This is a genomic window from Sphingobium sp. RAC03 (assembly GCF_001713415.1).
Lineage (GTDB): Bacteria > Pseudomonadota > Alphaproteobacteria > Sphingomonadales > Sphingomonadaceae > Sphingobium.
On record NZ_CP016456.1, the window covers coordinates 2081553 to 2096960 of the forward strand.

12 protein-coding genes, 1 tRNA gene and 2 pseudogenes are annotated in these 15408 nt (G+C 61.7%); 9 read left to right on the forward strand and 6 right to left on the reverse strand.

Annotated features, from left to right (window positions below; translation table 11 throughout):
- The first annotated feature begins 3 nt into the window (after positions 1 to 3).
- From BSY17_RS14625 to BSY17_RS21600, 4 genes are all read left to right on the forward strand, one after another.
- Entirely contained in the window at positions 4 to 1305 is a 1302-nt protein-coding gene (locus BSY17_RS14625) for a cytochrome P450 (RefSeq protein ID WP_069066042.1), read from the forward strand.
- Positions 1306 to 1395: 90 nt separating this feature from the next.
- Positions 1396 to 3759 (forward strand): TonB-dependent receptor, encoded by a 2364-nt coding sequence (locus BSY17_RS14630; RefSeq protein ID WP_069066043.1) that lies wholly within the window; start codon positions 1396 to 1398, stop codon positions 3757 to 3759.
- A 72-nt stretch (positions 3760 to 3831) separates the two neighbouring features.
- A complete protein-coding gene (locus tag BSY17_RS14635) occupies positions 3832 to 5340 on the forward strand; it encodes an aldehyde dehydrogenase family protein (protein ID WP_237236325.1) in 1509 nt (502 codons plus the stop codon).
- 46 nt (positions 5341 to 5386) lie between these two features.
- The gene (locus BSY17_RS21600; protein ID WP_171899251.1) at positions 5387 to 5554 is read left to right on the forward strand and encodes a hypothetical protein; all 168 of its coding nucleotides are present in this window, start codon (positions 5387 to 5389) and stop codon (positions 5552 to 5554) included.
- A gap of 437 nt (positions 5555 to 5991) precedes the next feature.
- On the opposite strand, the gene BSY17_RS14640 is transcribed toward BSY17_RS21600, so the two are convergent.
- The 4 genes and pseudogenes from BSY17_RS14640 to BSY17_RS14655 all read right to left on the reverse strand — a co-directional run bounded on the left by BSY17_RS14640 (position 5992) and on the right by BSY17_RS14655 (position 10306).
- On the reverse strand, positions 5992 to 6261 hold the full coding sequence (locus BSY17_RS14640) for a DUF3325 domain-containing protein (protein ID WP_037477422.1): 270 nt from the start codon (positions 6259 to 6261) through the stop codon (positions 5992 to 5994).
- Between the two features lie 311 nt (positions 6262 to 6572).
- Positions 6573 to 7807, reverse strand: a pseudogene (locus BSY17_RS21920) (PepSY-associated TM helix domain-containing protein).
- A 20-nt stretch (positions 7808 to 7827) separates the two neighbouring features.
- Entirely contained in the window at positions 7828 to 8091 is a 264-nt protein-coding gene (locus BSY17_RS14650; RefSeq protein WP_237236329.1) for a hypothetical protein, read from the reverse strand.
- A gap of 52 nt (positions 8092 to 8143) precedes the next feature.
- The gene (locus BSY17_RS14655) at positions 8144 to 10306 is read right to left on the reverse strand and encodes a TonB-dependent siderophore receptor (RefSeq protein ID WP_083217128.1); all 2163 of its coding nucleotides are present in this window, start codon (positions 10304 to 10306) and stop codon (positions 8144 to 8146) included.
- A gap of 150 nt (positions 10307 to 10456) precedes the next feature.
- Here BSY17_RS14655 and BSY17_RS14660 point away from each other — a divergent pair, with 150 nt between their 5' ends.
- Positions 10457 to 11104: a TonB-dependent receptor plug domain-containing protein gene (locus BSY17_RS14660; RefSeq protein ID WP_443019530.1), complete on the forward strand. Its 648-nt coding sequence runs from the start codon at positions 10457 to 10459 to the stop codon at positions 11102 to 11104.
- On the opposite strand, the pseudogene BSY17_RS22205 reads toward BSY17_RS14660, so the two are convergent.
- Both BSY17_RS22205 and BSY17_RS14670 read right to left on the reverse strand, forming a co-directional pair.
- A pseudogene (locus BSY17_RS22205) lies at positions 11026 to 11550 on the reverse strand (tyrosine-type recombinase/integrase); the annotation flags it as partial. The gene BSY17_RS14660 and the pseudogene BSY17_RS22205 sit on opposite strands and share 79 nt — an antisense overlap.
- 163 nt (positions 11551 to 11713) lie before the next feature.
- Positions 11714 to 11787: transfer RNA gene (locus tag BSY17_RS14670), tRNA-Cys, on the reverse strand.
- A gap of 205 nt (positions 11788 to 11992) precedes the next feature.
- Here BSY17_RS14670 and BSY17_RS14675 point away from each other — a divergent pair.
- The 4 genes from BSY17_RS14675 (at position 11993) to BSY17_RS14690 (ending at position 15404) form a co-directional block, all read left to right on the forward strand.
- A complete protein-coding gene (locus BSY17_RS14675) occupies positions 11993 to 12619 on the forward strand; it encodes a protein-L-isoaspartate O-methyltransferase family protein (RefSeq protein ID WP_069066049.1) in 627 nt (208 codons plus the stop codon).
- Positions 12620 to 12629: 10 nt separating this feature from the next.
- Positions 12630 to 14105, forward strand: coding sequence for a TolC family outer membrane protein (locus BSY17_RS14680; protein ID WP_069066050.1), 1476 nt, complete (start codon positions 12630 to 12632; stop codon positions 14103 to 14105).
- 37 nt (positions 14106 to 14142) lie between these two features.
- Positions 14143 to 14637, forward strand: coding sequence for a DUF2497 domain-containing protein (locus BSY17_RS14685; protein WP_069066051.1), 495 nt, complete (start codon positions 14143 to 14145; stop codon positions 14635 to 14637).
- A gap of 86 nt (positions 14638 to 14723) precedes the next feature.
- The gene (locus tag BSY17_RS14690) at positions 14724 to 15404 is read left to right on the forward strand and encodes an NnrU family protein (RefSeq protein ID WP_069066997.1); all 681 of its coding nucleotides are present in this window, start codon (positions 14724 to 14726) and stop codon (positions 15402 to 15404) included.
- Positions 15405 to 15408: the final 4 nt, after the last annotated feature.

Genomic DNA, 15408 nt, shown 5'->3' on the forward strand with positions numbered 1-15408 from the left:
TTCATGGCGACTTCGCTGGATGCCGACGTGCGTCCCATCATCCCCGACGACATTGCGCGGATCGTGATCGCGCCTAAAAGCTATACGGACGACGCGACGATCTATGGCGCTTTTCGCTGGCTGCGCGAACATATGCCGCTGGGTATCGCACAGGTGCCTGGCTATGACCCGGTCTGGGTCGTCACCAAACATGCCGACATCAAGGAAGTGGAACGCAACGGCAGGCTGTTCCACAATGCCGATCATAACCCGATCCTGGTCGATCAGGCATCGGACGCCTTCACGCGGGACATTAACGGCGGGTCGATCCGCATCTTGTCGTCGCTGACCTATATGGACCCGCCCGAACATGCGTCCTACCGCACGCTGACGTCCAACTGGTTTCTGCCCGGCAAGATCAGCAAGCTGGAGGATAAGATCCGGGTGCTGGCGCGCCAGTCGGTGGACAATCTGCTGAGTTTTGACGGCGAATGCGATTTCGTCCGCGATTTCGCGCTGCACTATCCGCTGCGCGTCATCATGACGCTGTTCGGCGTACCACCCGAAGACGAACCGCGGATGCTCAAGCTGACGCAGGAATTTTTCGGCGTGCATGATCCCGAAGAACAGCGGCCCGAAATGGCGGCGGACCCGGTGGTCGCGGCAAAGCAATGGGCAGCCTCGATCGAGGATTTCTACACCTATTTCGACAAATTGAGTGCCGACCGCCGGGAAAGGCCGACCGATGACCTGTTGTCGCTGATCGCCAATTCGCGGATCAACGGCGCGCCGATCCCGCGCGATGAGGCGAACGGCTATTATGTCGCGATCGCCACCGCGGGCCATGACACGACGTCGTCCTCGACCGCCGGTGGGCTGCACGGGATGATGGTCTATCCCGAAAATTGGGCCAAGGTGAAGGCGGACCCGTCGCTGATCCCTGGCCTCGTGGATGAGGCGATCCGCTGGACCAGTCCGGTCAAGCATTTCATGCGCAATGCCACCGCCGACACGCAGGTGCGCGGCATGGATATTCGCGCGATGGAACGGCTGATGATCTGTTACCCGTCGGGCAATCGCGACGAGGCGGTGTTTGACGACGCTGACCGCTTCGACATCACCCGCTCGCCCAATCCGCACATCGCCTTCGGCTTTGGTCCGCATATGTGCCTGGGCCAGCATCTCGCCAAGCTGGAGATGCGCATCCTGTTCGAGGAATTGCTGCCGCATCTCAGCTCGGTCGAAATGGCGGGCGATCCCCGCATGGTCGAGACGAACTTCGTCGGCGGGTACAAGGCGCTGCCGATCCGCTTCACGAAGAACTGACGCACATCGCCGCTGGATCACCGCCAAAGCGGGACCGGCGCACAGGCCCAGGATGGGAACATCCGGGCGATAAATGGGAGGAGTCTGAACATGACCAAGAGGTTTATCACGCTGGCCGCCACCGTATCGGCCGTTGCATTGCATGCGCAGGCCTGGGGCCAAACCGACGCTGCGCCACAGGCGACATCCTCGGGCCTTGGCGACATCGTCGTGACGGCACAGAAGCGCGAGCAGGCGATCAACGATGTGCCGCTGTCGATCACCGCGGCATCCGGCGAGAAGCTGGCGAACCAGGGCATCACCAATGTCGCGGATCTGGTAAAGATCGTGCCCGGCTTCAACTATACCGAGAGCGCGTTCGCAACGCCAGTCTACACATTGCGGGGTATCGGCTTTTACGACACCAGCCTGGCCGCCAAGCCGACGGTCAGCATCTATCAGGATCAGGTGCCGATCCCCTTTTCCATCATGACGCGCGGCGCGACGCTCGATCTGGAGCGCGTGGAAGTGCTGAAAGGGCCGCAGGGCACGCTGTTCGGATCGAACGCGACGGGCGGTGCAATCAACTATATCGCCGCCAAGCCGACATCGACCTTCAAAGCCGGTCTTGACGCGGGTCTGGACAGTTTCGGACAGGTGTCGGGTGGCGGCTTCATCAGCGGGCCGATCAGCGATACGCTGTCCGCACGCGTGGCGGTGCGGACCGAGCAGGGCGGGGCATGGCAACGCAGCTACACGCGCGATGAAAAGCTCGGTGATCGCAACTTCACCACGGGCCGCATCCTGATCGACTTCGAGCCGTCCGACAGCGCACGCTTTTCGCTCAACCTCAACGGTTTCATCGACAAGAGCGATGGGCAGGCTGCGCAACTGATCGGCGTGGTGCCGCTGGGCAATCCCGCGCGGCTGGGGCCTCTGGCCACCTATCCTATCGCGCCGCGTAACAATCGTGATGCCGACTGGACGCCGGAACAAAAGCCCCAGCGTGACGACTGGTTCTATCAGGCCTCGTTTCGGGGGGATATCGATCTGACCGACGATGTGAGCCTGACCTCGATCAGCAGCTGGTCGGAATATCATAATGACCAGGATATCGACCCGGACGGCGTCGCCCTGCGTGACTATTTCTACAACACCACCGGAAAGATCACGGCACTGTCTCAGGAATTGCGTCTGCAAGGGCGGACTGGCGGCCTGACCTATATTCTGGGTGCCAATTATGCGCGCGAAAAAACCTATCAGCAGGATGATGCCGGTCCCTATGACCAATCGACATCGGCCTATAATTTCGTCGACGCCGGCCTTGGCATCCCCTTTTTCGTCTACAGCCAATATGCGCGCCAGAAATTCGTGAACAAGGCGGTGTTCGCCAATCTGGACTATGACATCAGTGACAGCATCACCCTGCATGGCGGGGTGCGTTATACCAAGACCAATATCGATTTTGCCGGTTGCACGGCCGATCGCGGCAATGCGTTGGGGCTGGGGATCGAAAATCTGATCAACTTCATTCGCGGCGGCGCAGGGCTGGCGCCCATCGATATTCCCACCAATGGCTGCGTCACGATCGACGGATCGACGCTGACCGTGGGCGAGGTGCGCAAGTCGCTGGACGAGGATAATATATCCTGGCGTGGGGGTGTCGATTACAAGCCGAGCAGGGACGTGCTGCTCTACGCTTCCGTCAGCAAAGGCTACAAGTCGGGTAGCTTTCCGCTGCTGTCGGCCAGCGATGCCAACCAGTTCAATCCCGTCACGCAGGAATCCGTGACCGCTTATGAACTCGGCGCGAAACTGACCTTGCTGGAGAACACCGCCCAGATCAACGGCGCACTCTTCTATTACGACTATAGCGACAAGCAGTTGAAGGGCCGCGTGATCGCTAATCCCAATGTGTTCGGCCCGCTCGAAGCGTTGGTGAACGTCCCGAAAAGCCGTGTAAAGGGCGCGGAAATTCAACTCGACCTCGCGCCGACCGATGGCCTGCGCGTCAGTATTGGCGCGACCTATCTCGACACGCGGATCAAGGGCAGTTTCGTCAACTATGACAGCTATGGCAGCCAGCTGGATTTTGGCGGATCGGCCTTTCCCTACACGCCCAAATTTCAGATCGTGACCGATGCCCAATATGACTGGGCGCTCAGCGACAACGTCGAGGCTTTCGTCGGTGCCAATCTGAATTTCCAGAGCGATACCAAGGCTGTGCTGGGCAATGCCCGCGCCACGCCATCGGCGGACCTAAGCGCGCAGGGTGGCCTGACGATCGAGGATTATACGCTGATCGATCTGCGCGCTGGCCTGTCCTTTGCCGACAAGCGCTACAAGATCAGCGCCTTCGTGCGGAATCTGGGCAACAGCTACTACTGGTCCAACGCCACGCGGATCACGGACACGACGGTCCGTTTTGCCGGACGACCACGCACGTTCGGCGCGACCCTGTCGGCGCGCTTCTGACCCGCTCCCCCCTGGGCCGCGCCCTGAAAGGCGGGCGCGGCTCTTTCTTTTCGATCCCCGGAGACATGTTCCATGACTGCACCCGTTTCGATCGCCGCTGGATTACATGGTGACGCCGGTTTCGAGGTCCGCCTTCCACAGCAAAAAATGTTGATCGGGCGATCATGGGAAGCGGCCGCGGACGGCCGCGTCATCGATGTAGAAGATCCGGCTATCGGCAAGGTGTTCGCCGCTGTTCCCGCAGGAACGGCCGCCGATGTTGATCGCGCGGTCACGGCAGCGCGGGCCGCGTTCGAATCAGCGGCCTGGAGCCGGATGCGCCCGCTGGATCGCGGCCGGATCATCGAGGCGATCGCGCGCAAGATCGAGGATCATGCACAGGAACTGGCGCTGCTTGAAAGCTATGACAATGGCAAGGCGGTGCATCATGCGCTGGCGGTGGACGTTCCCGCCGCCGTCGATATCTTTCGCTACATGGCGGGCTGGGCATCCAAGATTTATGGGCAGGTGAACCCGATTTCCGGCGATGGCCGCCAATATCACAGTTACTCGGTGCGCGAACCGATCGGTGTTGTCGGCCAAATCGTGCCGTGGAATTATCCGCTGGCGATGGCGGCCTGGAAGATCGCATCTGCACTGGCAGCGGGCTGTACCATCGTGCTGAAGCCGTCCGAAGTCACGCCACTGACCGCGCTGCGCCTCGCGGAACTGGCGCTGGAGGCGGGGCTGCCCGAAGGGGTGTTGAACATCGTCACCGGCTATGGGCATGAGGCTGGGCAGGCGCTGGTCGAGCATCCCGGCATCGACAAGATCGCCTTCACGGGATCGACCCGCGTCGGCAAGCAGATCGTCCAGACCTGTGCGAAAGACCTCAAGCGGGTCACGCTGGAACTCGGCGGCAAGTCGCCCTCGCTCATCTTCGCCGATGCCGATCTCGACAAGGCGGCGATCGGCGCGGCGCTCGCCATTTTCTTCAATTCGGGACAGGTTTGCTTGGCCGCCTCGCGCCTCTATGTCGAACGGTCGGTGTTCGACAAGGTGGTCGATGGCATCGCGCAGGTCGCTAAGAGCTTCAAACTTGGCCATGGGCGCGATCCTGACACTATGCTCGGACCGCTGGTGTCGAAAGTGCAGCAGGGGCGTGTGCTGGACTTTATCGCGCAAGGCAAGGCGACCGGCGCGGACCTTGTCACAGGTGGCGGGACCGGGGACCGGGACGGCTATTTCGTCGAGCCGACGATCTTCGCCAATCCCGATGCTGATGCCAGCATCGTGCGGGAGGAGATTTTTGGCCCGGTGCTGGTTGCGACCCCCTTCGACGATATCGATGACGTGGTCAGGCAAGCCAATGACTCCCGCTATGGCCTGGCTGCCAATATCTGGACCCGCGACCTGTCCCGCGCCCATCTGACCGCACGACGGCTTCAGGCCGGTACGGTCTGGATCAATACGCACGGGATGAACGATCCCTCCGCCCCCTTTGGCGGCGTCAAGGAATCAGGCTGGGGCCGGGAGGTTGGTGAAGAAGGCGTCCTCCATTATACAGAGACAAAGACCGTGACCGCTCTTTTAGCCGATTGAAGCCGCCGCCGGGAATGATGGTTGTGGCGGGACAAGGATGTTCGTTTTGAGCGTGATCGTCGTGACGACCCGTGACGGGCAAGAACGTAGATTGTATGCCCATTTGGGCATCAGCATCATGGAAATCATCCGCGATGCCGGCGTTGATGAACTCATGGCACTGTGCGGAACCTCGGCGGGTGCTGTCAGTCTGGTTTTCCAACTAGCTGTCTGAGACCTGCCATTCCGGGACCGTCCAGTTTCTGTCATCGTCAAATGGTCGGTTGGGTAAGTTCTGGACGTCGGTTCCTGACAAGACCTGCGGTTCCGCATGGCGCTCACGAACGGCCGAATGTCGAAGGGTTTCGCGTGCTGGCAGGCGTACGAAATTCTTACAAGTACGACCCGCGGGGCTTCAAGCACTGGGCTATGGGGATTTCGGATTGGTGCCGTTAGGCGCACTGGCGCTATTGCTCGTCAGGTATGATCCGCGCAAACTAGGCGGACTATCTTTCGCCCGGTTCAAACGGTTTAGTCGGCGACAGTGCTGGAGGTCCTTTCGCGTTTCAATACCACTCAACCGAGCTTGAGGCTCGTACGATGAGATCCGCCAACCACCTCCTTGGACGGGTAATCAGTGCGGGATTTCGCGAAAAGGCGATGGCGATTTCGTCAGGCTGTTTTCCATTTCAATCCTATCACTGCCATCGCGGCACCTATTGTCAGATGACCGAACCAGGCGATCGCGCCATTAGCTGCCCCTAGTCCGGCCATGTCGGTCGCCAGCGCGACAAGTAGGACAGCGCCACCCGCCCCGCGAAGCCACGGCTGTGCCTGGCGCGACAGTGTGCGGCCCAGCATATCCTTCTGATGTCGCGCCATCGCGGCGCAGAGGCATCCGAACCCCAGGATGGACGCGCAAATCGCCAAAATATGGATCATGCTGTGATCAGTTCCTTTCTGTTCGGACGGTTTCTGTGCATCGTTTTAGGCTTAGCTCGTGCCGCCTTGCGCGCTGCCCAGCCCAAGGCGCAGGCCAGCGCTACCATCGCCATGTCGAAGGCGACGAACAGCCAGTCGCCAGTCATGAGGCCAGTTAGCATGTTACGCGGGACAGTCAGGGCGTTTACAATTGGCACGGCCACGAACAGGGCGGCGGCGCATGACAGGCTTTCGACCCATGCGCGCCGCTGCGGCCGGACGCAGGCCCAGAAGAGGACGCCCGCCCATGCCAGAAACAGGCTGTTGATTTCCTATTCCGCGCGATCGGACATGGCGATGGGCAGCAGCCGATTGGCCAGGAAGTAGGTCGCCAGTCCTGCCGGAAGGCCGACGATCGCCGCGATATTGAGTCGCTCCACCAGACGGAATCCGAAATGGGGCTGCATCGGATCAGGCAACTTCGCGCGGCGCTTCACGGTCCATAACACCAGCCCGCTGCCGACCATGATCGTGCCGCCGATGCCGGAGAGGAAATAGAGCCAGCGCAAGCCCCAGTTGGCAAAGCGTCCGGCATGCAGGCCCACCATGACGCTCTGCGTCGCGAGTGCGCCGCCCTCCTGCGCGTGCCGATCCAGCAGCTTGCCGCTCGGCCCGGCGAAGACGATGCTCTCACCGCGCGCACCGATTGCGGTGGTGGCCGAACGACGCAGCGTGATGGTGGCTGTGCTGTCGCCGGGGTTGGTAACTTGTATTGATCCCACCCCCGCGCCGCCCCATGTCCGGCTCGCGATCGCCATCAACGGGCTGACGTAGACCAACGGGGCGGCCACGCCGCTGCGCGGAACGCCCGCCCGGCCGGGGAAAAGTTCCTCGAAGAACCTCTCGGTGGACGCATAGTTCGCCATGACGCCCCAGGGCATATATTGGGTCGCCAGCGTGACCAGTCCGGTATAGGTGATCATCAGATAGAAGGGCAGGGCGAATACTGCCGTGACATTATGCGCGTCAGCCAGCTTCGTTGCCCCTTGCCGAAACGCAGCATGAAGAAATCGGCGAAGATTTTTTTGTGCGTGACGATCCCGGACAGGATCGCGACGAGCATGAACATCGCCGCCACGCCGACGAGGTAGCGCGCCCATATGACCGGCATGTAGTGCAGGTCGAAATGGAAGCGATAGAGGAAGAAGCCACCGCGCGTTTCGCGAACCGTGACGGGATGTCCGCCGCCATCGAGCGTCGCGCTGGTGTCTCCTCGCTTGCGCCGGGTTGGCGGCTTGCCCGCCACCTTTTTGGGTTGCCAGAATATCTCGGTGGCCGGGTTGCGCGCGGAAGGAGGCGTGATGAACCAGCTTTCTGCGTCCGGTTGCCTAGCCTGAAGGTAATCGATGGCGGCCTGTGTGGCGTTGGCAGGATCGGCATTGGCCACCAGTTCCGGCCGCATCCAGCGGCTGATTTCCTGTTGGAAATAGGCGGCTGTGCCGGTCAGGAACATTGCGAACAACAGCCAGCCGAACATCAGGCCGGTCCATGTATGGAGCCAGGCCATCGACTGCCGGAAACTCTCCTTCACAGTCGTCCTCCAGTCAGTATCGAGATATACAGGGCAGCGCCCAGCAAAAGCAGCGCGCTGCCCAGGCCCATGCAGACGCGCAGCATCGATTTGGCCCAGAAGATGGCGACGATAATGCCCGCATAGATGGCGAACGAGGCGAGCGTTGCGGCGATGCTCGCCTCGGCGTGGCGCATCGGCAGCAGGCGGGCCAGGCAGGCGACGGCCAGCGCGGTGACGACATAGCCGCCGATGATCGCGGCGATTGCACGGACCAGCACATGCAAACGCTGACGTCTGGTGCCCGTTCGGGTTGGTGGAACCTTCACGGGGTCAGAAATGCCGCTGAAGCGAAACCATGAAGGTTCGCGGTTCGCCCGGTGTCGTGCGGGTCAGGGAAGCGGTGGGGAAATAGCGTTCGTTGAAGATATTGCGGATATTCGCCTGCACCGACCAGTCGTCGAATCTGTAGAAGATGGATCCATCAACCAGCACATAGCCGTCGAGCAGGAAGGGCTGCAACGCGCCCGCGACCGCCGACGCCGTGCTGGCCGCGCGGTTGCTTTCATGATGGAACCCGGCCCCCGCACCCAGATTGGCGAGCGGTCCCGACGGGATCGTATAGCGTGCCCACAGATCGACGATATGGCGGGGCACGCTGCCGAGGCGCGAACCGACGCGCAGGCGGTTGTCGGCAGTCACCTTGGCGTCGAGATAGGTATAGGCCGCCGTCAGTTCGATGCCGCTACCGGGACGCCATGCCATTTCCGCCTCGATGCCGCGCGTGCGCTGTTCGCCCGTCAGCACATAGACATTGGGCAGCACGGCGTCGGCCGTGGCGACATTGGCGCGGGTCAGAGAGAACAGCGTCATCATCCCGGTCAGCCGACCATCGGATCGGGCGATCTTCACACCGCCCTCGTAATTGATGCCGCGTTCGGGCGGCAAAACCTTCTGGTCAACGTCGCGGTAGCTGAATTGCGGCGTGAAGGATTTGGAATAGTTGACATAGAGCGACGCCCATTCATTAAGGGCAAGCGTGGCCCCGGCCCGCGGGCTGAACGCTGTGGCTTTGGTCTTGGGACTTGCCACGCCGCCGCTCAGGTTGATCGCCGAGGCATCGTCCCATCGCCCGCCGACTGTCACCGTCAGAACATCGCCCAGCTTGATATGGTCCTGGACGTACAGCCCCAGTTGACGCGTCCGGCTGCCTGCGGTCGAGAAGGGAACGGCCGGATTGTGCGTGCTGACCGTCCCGTAAACCGGGGCGTAAAGGTTGAGATAATAGGGATTGCTGGTGTCGTAGAGATTGTAGTTGTCCGACCGGCGTCGGCCATAATCAAGTCCAGCCAGCAGATAATGGTTCAGAGGCCCGGTGTCGAAACGCGCACTGGCGTTGGTGTCGACGCGGAAATAGGTGCCATTCTCCTCGTACGGACCATAAAAGGCGCGGCTGACCCGGCTGTAGGCCGGGATGAGCGGGCTGATCGCGGTTGCCGGAATATCCTGGGTGTTGATGCCGGTGATGAACAGCCAATTGTCCCAGCTGTTGTGGAAATCCTGATAGCGCAGCGACTGATGGACCGCGACGGCCTCGCTGACCTGATGGTCGAACACATAGCCCAGATTCCAGTAGTCATTTTTCTGGACGGCGGGGTACATGGTGTCGTTGATGGACAGGCTGATCGGCAGCGGTCCGTTGGGATTGGGTAGCGCAGTGCCGTAAGCGGTAGTCGGCGACCAGGGACGGATGTCGTCCCTCTGATAGCGACCAAGCAGGGTCAGGCTAGTCCGGCTTCCCATTTGCCAACGCAGCGAGGGTGCGAGGAAGATGCGCTTCTGTCCCGACGAATGGACGAAGAAATCCTGGTCGCGATAGACCGCTGCCAGACGCGCGGTCAGCGTGCCGTCCGCTGTCAGTGGTGCGTTGGCATCGGCGCGGACCTCGATCAGATCATAGGAACCGGCACTCATGCCCAGATCGAGAAACGCATCCTCCTGTGGCCGTTTGCTGACAAGATTGACGATGCCCGATAGCGGCCCCAGCCCGAGCAGGCCCGATGCCGGCCCCTTCACCACTTCGACCCGTTCCAGCCCGCTCATCTCGGACGTGCCATAGCCGGTATCATCGAGCAGCCCGTCGAGATAGGTCGCGCCGGATGAGGCATTGAACCCGCGAATGTTAAAACCGTCGAAGAATCCGTAGGTGTTATTGCGCGACACGCCCGCGACGCCTGCCAGCGCATCGCCGAGCCGCAGAGCCCTGCGATCGATCAGCGTTTGTTGCGAGACGATCGAGATCGCCTGGGAATTTTCAAGAAGCGGGATGTCGGCTTTCGACGCCATGGCGACATCGGGGTTCCTGGCCCCGGTGACAATGATCTCGTCCCGTTTGCTGTCGGCGTCCGGCGCCGGCTGTGCGCGTGCGCCTGCGGAAAGGCCGAGACAGGATGCGCTGAGCAACGCGCCGGTCAGTCTAGCTAAACTCTTCATCATTCACCCCCTTCGCCAAAGTCGGGGCGCTATAAGTATATATGCGATTGACTCGCAATATCATTAAATCTAGAGGCCGCGCTATGATGAAGGGGGTCTTCGATGACGCACAAATTGGTCCTGTCGCTCTTGTCCGCTACGACGATGACGGGAATGGCGGCCTGTCCTGCCGTTTTTGCAACGCAAGCCCATGCGGCCGAAGATGCGGCACGTCCCGATGCGAATGAGGCGATCATCGTGACCGGCCTAAAGCCGGACGAGGGCCAGAACAGGGTCAGCCAGGGCGGTGCTCTGGGTGCGAAAGCTTTGCTGGATACCCCCTATTCGGTAACGGTAATCGACGCGGATGACATCGCCCGACGGCAAGCCAACAGCATTGGGCAGATCTTTGCCAACGATCCGTCCGTCTTTTCTTCCGCGCCGTCAGGATCGACCAACTGGTGGGGCACCCAGATCAGGGGGCTGGGCGTGCGCAACTATTATATCGATGATGTGCCGTTGCTGCTGTATTGGGGCGGCGACTTTCTGCTGGAGCCGATCGAAAGCGTTACGGCGCTGAAGGGCCTTACCGGCTTTATGTACGGCTTTGGCGCGCCGGGCGGCGTGATCAGCTACCAGACCAAGAGGCCGGCGGCGAAGTGCTTGACTCGCGGTGTGGTCAGTGCGCCGATCAGGAGTTGCGCCGGATCACGTTCGGCACGCGCCGTTGCAACTGCAAAGCGGAAAACACGGCTGGCAAAGGCGCGCAGGAGATTGGCGGTTTCCAAGCGGCCACGCCGTTCATGCTTCTGCAGTTCATGAAGAAGTTCCTGAGGCGTGATATCGGTGACAGGTCGCTTTCCGAAGTCTGCCCCCATAAGTTTCACAAACCAGCGCATCTTCTCCAGCGTCGGCTCAGCCAACCCCTCACGCGCTTTCTTCTCTATCAATTCCTCGGCCACGCTAGCGAAGCTGTTGCTGGCCCGAATGCTCGCCTCAATGCGGGCTTGTCGTTTGGCTACGTTGGGATCGATCGCATGAGCCAGTTGCCTACGGGCGGCATCCCTGGCAGCGCGCGCCTCGGCCAAGGTAATCTCGGGATACGCCCCGATCGACAGTTTCCGTTCTACGCCGTCGATCCGGTATTTGATTCGCCACAGCTTGCTGCCTCTTGGATTGACGAGCAGATACAAACCTTGGGAGTCAGTAACCTTGTAAGGCTTATCTGCGGGCTTGGCATTGCGGATAGCGGTATCGGTTAGCACCATTGGGGGCCTCGATTCTGCTGGGGCCTTTGAGGCCCCCAAATTAGGCCCCCATCATCCGCAATTGCAGGCAAACAAGGGCATCCACTGACAATCAGCGAATACCCATAAACTACCGGAAATCAGGGATTTTTCAACTGCTGGCAGACGTCGCCAGACAGGATTTTGGAGGCCCGAGCCGGAATCGAACCGGCGTGCAAGGATTTGCAGTCCTCTGCGTAACCACTCCGCCATCGGGCCTCAGTCAAGTGGGTGGTCGCAAATGTGCGGCTTTGGCGGCAAAGTCAAGCGGAAGGGCAGCGGCCGATCCTAAGAATCTCGCGTGCCGTCATGTAAAGCCGCTTGGCGCGGGGGCTGCGCTGATTTAGAGGTCCGTTGATCCCCTTACTGTATTGCATTGCCAATACAGTTGTGCCAAGCCCACTGGACCAAGCGAGAAACTATCGTGACCGAGCAGAAACATTCTTCGATGCGGGCCGCCATGGTCGAAAGCCAGTTGCGCACCAGCGACGTCAACGACCCGCGCGTAATCGCGGCGATGGCGAAGGTGCCGCGCGAGGATTATGTGCCCGCGCATCGCCGCGCCATGACCTATATCGACCGCGCCATTCCGCTGGACGGCGGACGGGCGATCAACCCGCCGCTGGCCACCGGCCGCTTATTAACCGAGGCGCAGGTCGTGCCGGGTGACAAGGTGCTGCTGATCGGGGCGGCGACCGGCTATTGCGCCGCGCTGCTGGCCGAAATGGGCGCGCAGGTGGTTGCGGTCGAGGAAGAGGGTGGGCCTGAGAGCGTTGGCGCTGCGGTTACGCGCGGGCCGCTGAGTGCCGGGGCGGTCGATGGCGCACCCTATGACCTTCTGGTCATAGATGGCGCGGTAGAGGAAGTGCCCGCGACGCTCGTTCAGCAGCTTGTCGATGGCGGACGGGTGGTGACCGGCCTGGTCGAGCGTGGCGTGACGCGCTTGTGCAGCGGCCGCGTGGTCGGCGGCGTGCTGGGGCTGTCCAGCATCGCCGACCTGGAAATGGTGGTGCTGCCGGGTTTTGCCACGCCGGAACAGTTTGTTTTTTGAGACAGGGATCATGACAGCAAAGCGACCATCATTTGGGCGGGTCACCGCTACAGCCTTGCTGTTATTGTCCACCAGCCTGTCGGGGCAGGCCATGGCCGAAACCCTGCAGGGTGCGCTGGCCAAGGCCTATGCCTCGAATCCCACGCTGACCGGCGCGCGCGCCGGGCAGCGGGCGACGGATGAGAATGTGCCGATTCAAAAGGCGGCGGGGCGTCCCGGTGCCGAAGTGACCGGCAGCTATTCCGAAAGCATCCTCAAGCCCACCATCAGTTTCACCTCGCCCCAGCGGACGGTGAATGCGCAGGCGCAACTCAACGTGCCGCTCTATGCCGGGGGTGCCGTGCGCAACGGCGTCAAGGCGGCCAAGGTCCGGGTCGAAGCCGGGCAGGCGAACCTGCGCGGCACCGAAGCGAGCATTTTTTCGCAGGTCGTCGCCGCCTATATGGATGTGATCCGCGATAGCGCGATCGTGTCGCTGAACCTCGCCAATGTGCGCGTGCTGGAGGTCAATCTTCAAGCGACCAATGATCGCTTCGAAGTTGGCGACCTGACCCGTACTGACGTGGCGCAGTCGCAATCGCGGCTGGCGCTGGCGCAATCGGATTTGCAGACGGCGCAGGCCAATCTCATCACCAGCCGGGAAAATTATATCGCGCTGGTCGGCAGCGCGCCGGACGATCTGGCACCGCCCCCGGCGCTGCCCGGCCTGCCTGCCACGCCGCAATCCGCCGTGCAGGTCGCGCTGGCCGACAATCCCGACATCATCGCGGCGGAAAAATCCCGCGACGCGGCCCGTTATGATGTGAAGGTGGCGAAGGCCGGCAATCTGCCGACGTTATCGGCCTTTACCCAAGCAGGTTACACCAACTATCTCGATACGCTGGAAAATGGCACGGTCGGCGGTGGATCGCAGATCAACAAGCAGGCCCAGGCCGGGGTGCAGCTGAGCATTCCGCTCTATCAGGGCGGCCGAGTGGCGGCGCAGGTGCGACAGCGGCAGGCGCAACTGTCGCAGACGATGGAGCAGGAGATCGAGACGGAGCGCAGCGTGATCTCCCAAACCCGCGCAGCCTATGCCAGCTGGCAGGCGTCGCTCCAGACGATCGAATCGAGCCAGAAGGCCGTTGACGCGTCCAGCCTGTCGCTGGAAGGCGTGCGCGCGGAAAATTCGGTCGGCAGCCGCACCATTCTCGACATCCTCGATGCCGAACAGGAAGCGCTCAACGCCCGTGTCCAGCTCGTGACGGCGCGGCGCAATGCCTATGTCGCAGGGTTCAGCCTGCTGGCGGCCATGGGCCATGCCGAAGCGGATGATCTGGGTCTGGAAGGTGGCGCGCTCTATGACCCGATGGTCAATTATGACCGGGTGAAGGGCAAATGGTTCGACTGGGACTATGGCACCACGCCTACGCCCGCCGCGACACGCACCGTTGACAGCGTGCCACAAAACGCCAATGTGAATCCCGAAACGGCACAGCGGCCCTGATCGGCTGCGGTCGGCGGCCGGACAAATTGGGGGCGACATGGGCGATATGAGCAAAGAACCCTCGATGGAGGAGATACTCTCGTCCATCAAGCGCATCATCGCCGAGGAAGGCGAGGAAGCGGCGCAGGCTGCCCCCCGCCGGGTTCGTGCCGATGCGGTGCGCCCCGTCGCAGCGCCTGCGCCCGTCGATCTGGACAGTGATGAAATATTGGAACTGACCGAAGAGGTCGGTGTGGAGGACGCCATGCCTGCCCCCAAAGCCGCGTCGCCCAAGCCCGCCAAGCCAACCGCTGCGGCTTCCACGCCGGGCGCTGAGACGATATTGTCGGTCGAAAGCGAAGTGGCCGCGCGCCACTCGCTCTCCGCTTTGTCCTCCATGCTGGTCGCGCCGCAGGACGGTGGGGACAATACGCTCGACGGGCTGGTGCGCTCGCTGCTTAAGCCCATGCTGAAGGAATGGCTGGACGCCCGGCTGCCGGCCTTGGTCGAAGAGATGGTGGCCAAGGAGATTGCGCGGATTACCGCGCGCTGATCCTGTCCTAGCGCAAAGCGCTGACGCAATTCCTTTTATCATGCTATATCCCACCTGGTTCTGATGGCTGGGGGGATGGCAGCATGATGGTCCTGATCGCAGCGACGGCCTTCGTCGGTACGCATTTCATATTGTCTCATCCCTTGCGTGCGCCGCTGGTGGCGCGGATGGGGGAGAAGGTTTTTCTCGGCCTCTATTCGCTGGTCGCGGCGGTCACGCTGATCTGGATGATCGTCGCCTATCGCGCCGCGCCGGTCACGCCGATGCTGTGGCCGGTCGGCGATGCACTGTGGGCGATCGCGACCGTCATCATGCTCGTCGCCTCGATCCTGCTGCTGGGGTCATTGGTTGGCAATCCAGCCATGCCCAACCCGGACGGGCCGATCATGGTCCCGGCGGAGGCGAAGGGCGTGTTCGCCATCACCCGTCATCCGATGATGTGGGCCTTTGCGCTGTGGGGACTGGCGCATATATTGGTCTATCCCGTCGCGGCGAATATCATCGTGTCGGTAGCAATCATCCTCCTGTCGCTGGTCGGTGCCGCTTTGCAGGACCGCAAGAAGGAAGTGCTGACCCCTGCGGCCTGGCAGCATTGGGAATCGCGGACGAGCTATTGGCCCTTTGCCGCGATCTTGGCTGGGCGCGCACGGTTCGGACGGTTCGGGATGCATGCGCTGGCGGGCGGGCTGGTCGTCTGGTTGGCGGCGACCTGGGCGCATATGCCGCTCGCGGGCTGGCCTGCGGGCATATGGCGCTGGTTGGGCTGATCTT